The sequence below is a fragment of the Dietzia sp. Cai40 genome, assembly GCF_014145165.1.
GTDB classification, from domain to species: Bacteria; Actinomycetota; Actinomycetes; order Mycobacteriales; family Mycobacteriaceae; genus Dietzia; species Dietzia natronolimnaea.
In genome coordinates this window covers 1-5455 of sequence record NZ_JAALEB010000424.1, presented here as the reverse complement: position 1 = coordinate 5455, position 5455 = coordinate 1, and the positions used below count along the sequence as shown (strand labels likewise).

General features: G+C 68.5%; 5 protein-coding genes. 4 read left to right on the top strand and 1 reads right to left on the bottom strand.

Going from position 1 to position 5455, the window contains the following annotated elements:
• Positions 1 to 70 precede the first annotated feature (70 nt).
• Positions 71 to 814: an RNA polymerase subunit sigma-70 gene (locus tag G6022_RS14865; RefSeq protein ID WP_182640113.1), complete on the bottom strand. Its 744-nt coding sequence runs from the start codon at positions 812 to 814 to the stop codon at positions 71 to 73.
• Between the two features lie 115 nt (positions 815 to 929).
• On the opposite strand from G6022_RS14865, the gene G6022_RS14860 reads away from it, so the two are divergent.
• The 4 genes from G6022_RS14860 to G6022_RS14845 form a co-directional block, all read left to right on the top strand.
• A complete protein-coding gene (locus G6022_RS14860; protein WP_095718239.1) occupies positions 930 to 1217 on the top strand; it encodes an SHOCT domain-containing protein in 288 nt (95 codons plus the stop codon).
• Complete coding sequence (locus tag G6022_RS14855; RefSeq protein ID WP_182640107.1) at positions 1210 to 2739, top strand: multicopper oxidase domain-containing protein; 1530 nt, start codon at positions 1210 to 1212, stop codon at positions 2737 to 2739. Before G6022_RS14860 ends, G6022_RS14855 begins: the two co-directional genes overlap by 8 nt.
• 247 nt (positions 2740 to 2986) lie before the next feature.
• On the top strand, positions 2987 to 4957 hold the full coding sequence (locus G6022_RS14850) for a copper-translocating P-type ATPase (protein ID WP_241730667.1): 1971 nt from the start codon (positions 2987 to 2989) through the stop codon (positions 4955 to 4957).
• 103 nt (positions 4958 to 5060) lie between these two features.
• Positions 5061 to 5455, top strand: a 395-nt coding sequence (locus G6022_RS14845; protein ID WP_182691873.1) for a YciI family protein, incomplete at its 3' end; no start/stop codon positions are given.

Below are 5455 nucleotides of genomic sequence, written 5' to 3'. Positions count from 1 at the left end.
TGCTCGTCGGTGAACTGGCGAAATCGTGACTTCGTCTGACCCATACGGCCACGGTCTCGCGGGTCACCGCTCAGCTATGGGAGACACGCCCTAGGCGGTCGACGTCGTAGGCCTCGAAGGCGGCGACGTACTTCTCGAGAAGCCGGGTGTCGTAGGCGGGGGCGTCGTCCGCGGTGTCGGTTGGGAGAGTGGCCCCGTGCTGGGCCATGGTCTTGCGCGCCCGGGCGAGTGCGGAGTTGACCGAGGCCACGGACATGTCGAGGAGGTCCGCGCACTCCGCCGCCGAGAGCACCAGGACATCGCGGAGGATCAGCACGACCCGCTGCCGGGGTGGCAGGAACTGCAGCGCGGCGACAAAGGCGAGCCGGACCGATTCGCGGGCGAGGGCGGTGGCGGACGGGTCGACGCCGAGATGGGCGTCGCTCGCCGGGCCGATCCACATCTGCTCGGGCATGGTGGCCAGCGACGTGGGGTCGTCTGGGACGCGGCCGGGCTCGTTGAGGTCCACCGGAAGGCTGCGTCGCTGCGGCGCGCGAGCCATGTCCAGGCAGACGTGGGTGGCGATGGAATACAGCCACGTACGCAGCGACGAGCGGCCGCCGAATTCGGCGCCATCCCGCGCCCTCCACGCACGCAGCATCGTCTCCTGCGTTGCGTCTTCGGCCTCCGCGATACAGCCGAAGTAGCGGTAGCAGTAGCCGAGGATCTCGCGGCGGTAGGTCTCCGCCTCGGTCGTGTTCACGCGGTCATTGTCCGCCTGGGGTGCGGAATTGTGGTGTGGTTCGGCGGCCGGGCGACAGGTTCCGGGGGACAGTGTCCACCGCCGATGCAGCGGCCGGCCTTCTTGATCAAAACTTCACGCGACCTCTACCTGAACTGGTGCGTGCACGCGCGATGCTGATGTCACCAACCGAAGGACGGTGACGACCATGATGGGCTGGTCGGGTCAGCTGAGTGCCACCGGGTGGATCATCATGGCGGTGTGCATGCTCGTGTTTTGGGCGGCAGTGCTGTCCATGCTGGCCATGATGTTCCGTAATGACCGTTCCGGGGGGCACGGACGCACCGCGCCGGAGGCCGATCCGCTTCGAGTGCTCGAAGTGCGTTTCGCCCGCGGAGAGATCGGCTCCGACGAGTTCGTGGCCCGCCGAGAGGAGCTGACGCGCTCCGGCAACTCCGTACCGACGAAACCCGAGCACGGGCGGCCCCGTGTCTGAGCTGACCCGCCGGTCCTTCCTCCTCGGTTCAGCCCTCGCCGGGGCCGGGGCGCTCGTCGCCTGTTCCGGAGCGGGCCCGCCGACCGGTACCCCCGTGCAGCCCTTGTCGGACGCTGTCCGTCGTGCCGAGCTGGCGCGCCGCAGCGCGGGCCAACGGGTGGTCTCAGCGCGGTTGACGCCGCGTCCGGTCGACGTGGATCTCGGTGGACGCGTCGTCTCCACCTGGGGCTACGACCCTAGCCTGCCCGGGCCGCTACTGCGTGCCCGTGTCGGGGATCTGCTCAAGGTGGAGGTGGACAACCAGCTGCCGGCGGAAACCAGCGTGCACTGGCACGGACTGGCACTGAGCAACGACATGGACGGGGCACCCGGCCTGACTCAGGACCCCATCGCCCCCGGCGGTCGGTTCGCTTACGAGTTCACCGTCCCGCACGCGGGCACGTACTTCTATCATTCGCACTCCGGGCTCCAACTCGACCGCGGACTCTACGGGCCCCTGATCGTCGACGACCCGAACGAGCCCGGTGACCATGAGCACGAGTGGATCGTGGTGCTCGACGACTGGCTCGACGGCACCGGTCGCACCCCCGACGATGTTGCCCGCGACCTGGGCATCGGTGACGCCGCAGGTATGGGCAGCGGATCTGGGATGGGAAGAATGGGCGCGATGGACCACGGCGGCATGAGAGGTATGGGCGCCACGGACACGGGTTCCGAGACGATGCTCTCGCCGATGCTCGGCGGCGCCGGGGACGTGAGCTATCCGCTCTACCTGGTCAATGGGCGGGTCCCGGAGGACCCGATGGTGTTCAACGCGACACCCGGGGAGCGAGCGCGTATCCGCCTCATCAACGCCGGTGCTGATACCGCCTTCCGCGTGGCCCTGGGCGGGCACCGGATGACCATCACCCACACCGACGGCTTCCCGGTCGTGCCGCAGGATACCGATGCACTGATGGTCGGGATGGGCGAGCGGTTCGATGTGCTCGTCACCCTCGGCGACGGCGTCTTCCCGTTGTTCGCGCAGGCCGAGGGCAAGACCGGTCACGGGCAGGCACTGGTGCGCACCGCTGCGGGCGACCTGCCTACCCGGTCCCGACCCGACGAGCTGGACCGGCAGGTGCTGTTCGGCACCGATCTGGCGCCTCGCGCGGACGTCCGACTGGAAGAGAAGGGGCACGACGTTTACCACAGTCTGGACATGGGCGGGACCATGTCGCCGTACAGGTGGACCCTGAACGGCCGCGCTCACCCCGACATCACGTCGTTGGACGTCAACGAAGGGCAACGGGTTCGTATGCGGATGCGCAACATGTCGGACATGTTCCACCCCATGCACCTGCACGGACACACCTTCGCTCTGCCCGATACCGGGCTGCGCAAGGACACCGTCACGATCAGACCGATGCGCACCGTGGAGATCGAATTCGATGCCGACAACCCCGGCCAGTGGGCGCTTCACTGCCACAACGCCTATCACCAGGAGGCCGGGATGATGACCACCCTGTCCTACCTGGCCTAGTGAACACCCTGAAACACCCAAGACAGCCGAACCCCTGAGCCCCGCCACTCCCAGGAGGCTATTGATGTCGCATCCGGAACACGGACCCGCGCAACCGAACCCGGCGCCGACCAGACACGGCCACGGCGCCGAGGTTCACAGCCCGCCCCCCGCCGAGCACGGCGAGCACGTCGCCCATGTCGGGCCGGGCGGGCACGGCGAGGACGGGGGCCACGATCGACACGCTGGGCACGGGGCACACGGGGAGATGTTCCGCCGTCGCTTCTGGGCGTCGCTGGTGCTGGCGATCCCGGTGGTGTACTTCAGCCACATGGTCGCCGATCTGCTCGGCTACACCATGCCGAATTTCCCCGGCGCCATGTGGATCGCCCCGGTGCTGGGCACGGTGATCTTCCTCTACGGCGGCACCCCGTTCCTCACGGGCGGCTGGGCCGAACTCCGCTCGCGCCGCCCGGGGATGATGCTGCTGATCTCCATGGCGATCACTGTCGCCTTTGTCGCCTCCTGGATCACCACCTTGGGCCTCGGCGGGTTCGAGCTGGACTTCTGGTGGGAACTGGCGCTGCTTATCGTGATCATGCTGCTCGGGCACTGGCTCGAGATGCGCGCGCTCGGCTCGGCCTCGGGAGCCCTCGATGCGCTGGCGGCCATGCTGCCGGACTCGGCGGAGAAGATCACGGATTCCGGGACTGTCGCAGTTCCGCTTCCGGACCTCGAGTTGGGGGACCTGGTGCTCGTGCGCGCAGGAGCGCGGGTGCCCGCCGACGGCACGGTCACCGACGGCCGTGCCGAAGTCGATGAATCGATGATCACCGGCGAATCCAAGACGGTCACCAGAGAAGCCGGCGACACCGTGGTCGCCGGAAGCGTTGCGACGGACAGCGCGCTGAGGGTTCGGATCACCGCGGTGGGCGAGAGCACGGCTCTGGCCGGCATCCAGCGGATGGTCGCCGACGCCCAGGCCTCCTCGTCCCGAGCGCAAGCTCTGGCAGACAAGGCCGCGGCGTTCCTGTTCTATTTCGCCACGGTCGTGGGCATCCTCACGTTTGCGGTCTGGGCGTTGCTCGGCAACGTCGACGAGGCCGTGGTGCGCACGGTGACCGTGCTCGTGATCGCCTGTCCCCACGCGCTGGGGTTGGCTATTCCACTTGTGATCGCGATCTCCACCGAACGAGCGGCCAGGTCCGGGGTGTTGGTCAAGGACCGGCTCTCGCTCGAACGCATGCGCACCGTCGATGTGGTCCTGTTCGACAAGACCGGCACCTTGACCGAGGGCCAGCACCGGGTCACGGGAGTCACCGCCGCGCGCGGGGTCACCGGGGAGCGGGTGTTGGCGTTGGCGGCGGCGGTCGAGGCCGACAGTGAACACCCCGTCGCCCGGGCTATCGTCGCGGCGGCCGATGACCGGGTGCCGGCCGGCGAGCGGATCGCCGCCACCGATTTCCGGTCCCTGCCAGGCCGTGGGGTCCGCGCCCGTGTCGATGGCACCGAGGCCAGCGTCGGCGGTCCCGCCATGCTCAACGAACTGGGGTTGTCGATTCCCACCGACGTCGCGGAGGTGACCGAGCAGTGGGTGTCGCGCGGGGCGTCGGTGTTGCACGTCGCCGAAGGTGACCGGATCCTGGGGGCCGTCGCGCTCGAGGACGCCGTGCGGGAGGAGTCCCGGCAGGCGATCGACGCCCTGCACGCCCGTGGGGTCTCGGTCGCCATGATCACCGGCGACGCCCAGCAGGTCGCGGACGCCGTGGCCACGGACCTCGGGATTGACGAGGTGTTCGCCGAGGTGCTTCCCGAGCACAAGGACGCCAAGGTCACCGAGCTCCAGAAGCGCGGGCACAGGGTGGCGATGGTCGGCGACGGGGTCAATGACGCCCCCGCCTTGGCTCGCGCTGATGTGGGCGTGGCGATCGGTGCCGGGACCGATGTGGCCATCGAATCCGCCGGGGTGGTGCTCGCCGCGAACGACCCGCGGGCGGTCCTGTCTATCATCGACCTCTCCCATGCCAGCTACGGCAAAATGTGGCAGAACCTGGTGTGGGCAACGGGGTACAACGTCATCGCTGTGCCGTTGGCCGCCGGGGTTCTGGCCTTTGTCGGCGTGGCGATTTCCCCCGCGGTCGCGGCGATCCTCATGTCTGTCTCGACCATCGTGGTGGCGCTCAACGCCCAGCTGTTGCGCCGCCTCGACCTCGACCCGGCACGATTGGCCCGCACATGACCACGGTGTGACCGATCTGGTCGCTCATGTCGAGAACCCGGATCCGGTTCCGTCCCCCTAGTGCAGCGACCACACTGGGTCGCACAGTACGAGGAGGATCGCCATGGCCAAGTACCTGTTGCTCAAGCACTACCGGGGTGCCCCGGAGCCACCCAATAACGTGCCCATGACCGAGTGGGCGCCCGAGGAGGTGTCCGCCCACATCCAGTACATGAACGACTTCGCCGCTCGGCTGGAGGAGTCCGGCGAGTTCGTCGACGCCAACGCGTTGTCGGAGTCGGGGACGTGGGTGCGGTACGACGGCGAGGGCCGCCCGCCGCTGACCGACGGCCCGTTCCCCGAGACCAAGGACCTCATCGCCGGCTGGATGATCATCGAGACCGCCAGCTACGAGCGGGCCCTCGAGCTCGCGGGCGAGCTATCTGCGGCCCCGGGGGCGGGCGGGGAGCCGATCCACGAGTGGCTCGAGCTGCGGCCTTTCCTGGAGGCTCCCCCGGA

Coding starts and splice junctions, on each gene's coding strand:
- G6022_RS14860 (WP_095718239.1), top strand. CDS start 930: ATGATGGGCTGGTCGGGTCAGCTGAGTGCCACCGGGTGGATCATCATG.
- G6022_RS14850 (WP_241730667.1), top strand. CDS start 2,987: ATGTTCCGCCGTCGCTTCTGGGCGTCGCTGGTGCTGGCGATCCCGGTG.